Genomic DNA, 1520 nt, shown 5'->3' with positions numbered 1-1520 from the left:
AGCCGTGGCCTTTCCCCGACCGATTCGCGGACTACTTGTAAACCAAGCCCCCGCACACAAAGAAACGGACACCCTCAGTGCCGATTCAATCGCATTGATTTTGGCATTATCAGCGTCGACCACATCATGCTGCACTAGTCACTCTGGCTTATCTCCTTTTACAGGTTGGAAACCCACGCACAACCCTTAGCCACTTCCCATCTTCTCAAACGAATCAATACCTAGTGCACTTCGAGTTTCGAAGAAATTACTTCCACATTATTGACTAAAAGAGCACAACAACCCTCCGTAGAATCCAATTCTCGGGCGGAGGCTCGATCGAAACCCCGCTACAGGAAAACTACTGGTAAACACTCCACCTACACGGGCGATGAGCTTAACAACGACACCCCTATTTGTGGTCAATCGAGAGAAGTTATTCCCATAAAGTTACAAAGTTAGCCTATACTGACTGCAGCGTGTCCATGTTGTTCGACATTACTTGGCCACACTCAGTCTCATCAGTACAATTTCAGCGATTGAAAAGGATTTGAAGTGGATCTGTTGCTCCAGATTAATGAAATCGTTTCTGGCCCGATAAAAGACTTGTTGGTAGAAGTCTCTGGCGGAAACTTTCCCGATATAAAGCTACCTGAGATTAATTTCCCAGAAGTCCCGCCACTGTCTTCTCCCACCTATCCGGAAAACATCAGTCTTGAAATTGGCGGTTCCTCTTTTGAAAATCTTGGCTCCTCCGAGCAGTTCAATGGTAACGGCTCTTCTGAGTTCTTCAACAATGCGGGGTCTTCCGAATTGTTGAACGGTCTTGGCTCCTCTGATTTCGACCTGTTCAACGGGGATGTTTCTCCTGACTTCTTGAACGATTTCAACTCTTCCGATCTCGATCTCAGCGCACTCGGTAGCTTGCTTTAAATCGCGCCGATATGGGGATTTTGCGGATGCGCGAAGCTTGAATGAAGGCATAAGCACTTCCTCTGCTTTCACTGACGATATTAAAGATCGGTCAAGTTTCAGTAGACGGCATCCGCAGGAGTTGAAATCAGTGTCGGCTTGTTAAAAATACGTCCGGTTCAGTGTGAGCCGGACGTATTTTTCTCTTTTCAGAGATGAGAACAAAACTGGGGTCAAGTAGCAGGAGGGGATGCGTGTGAAATCTCGAGACATCGTTCCTATGGTGTCTCGAGATTTTTCTTTCTTGTGGTGCCCTGGGCGGCGTGGAGTTTGTTGTCTTTTTGGCTGTAGTAGACCTTGTCGTCGTTTAGTGTGTAGGCCGCGATTTGTGCCCCAGTGGCGGTTATTTTAATGTCAATGCGATTGTCGATACGCACCATTGTGATGGGGCATCCGCTCCATCGGCGTCCGATGGAGAGACGGCCTAAACGACGGGATGTGTTGGGAGCGTGTCAAGTTGTTTGTGTGTGGGGTCGGATTATAAGTACTTGTCGAATCGGTCGGGGAAAGGCCACGGCTAGTTGGTTGATGGCTTGTTTCCACCCGGTGGCTTTCGCTCCTTCAATATA

2 protein-coding genes are annotated in these 1520 nt (G+C 48.1%); one reads left to right on the top strand and one right to left on the bottom strand.

What is annotated here, in order from left to right:
- Nucleotides 1–534 precede the first annotated feature (534 nt).
- Nucleotides 535–912 carry a hypothetical protein gene (locus ABRP64_RS11595; protein ID WP_284783807.1) on the top strand — a complete coding sequence of 126 codons (378 nt, stop codon included), beginning with the start codon at nt 535–537 and terminating at the stop codon, nt 910–912.
- 257 nt (nt 913–1169) lie between these two features.
- On the opposite strand, the gene ABRP64_RS11590 is transcribed toward ABRP64_RS11595, so the two are convergent.
- Complete coding sequence (locus tag ABRP64_RS11590; RefSeq protein WP_502880544.1) at nt 1170–1331, bottom strand: hypothetical protein; 162 nt, start codon at nt 1329–1331, stop codon at nt 1170–1172.
- Nucleotides 1332–1520 lie beyond the last annotated feature (189 nt).

This window comes from Corynebacterium sp. KPL4015 (assembly GCF_040225725.1).
GTDB classification, from domain to species: domain Bacteria; phylum Actinomycetota; class Actinomycetes; order Mycobacteriales; family Mycobacteriaceae; genus Corynebacterium; species Corynebacterium rhinophilum.
Note: the sequence above shows the minus strand (reverse complement) of the source record. Positions and strands in the feature narration are given on the sequence as shown.

Coding starts and splice junctions, on each gene's coding strand:
- ABRP64_RS11590 (WP_502880544.1), bottom strand. CDS start 1,331: ATGGTGCGTATCGACAATCGCATTGACATTAAAATAACCGCCACTGGG.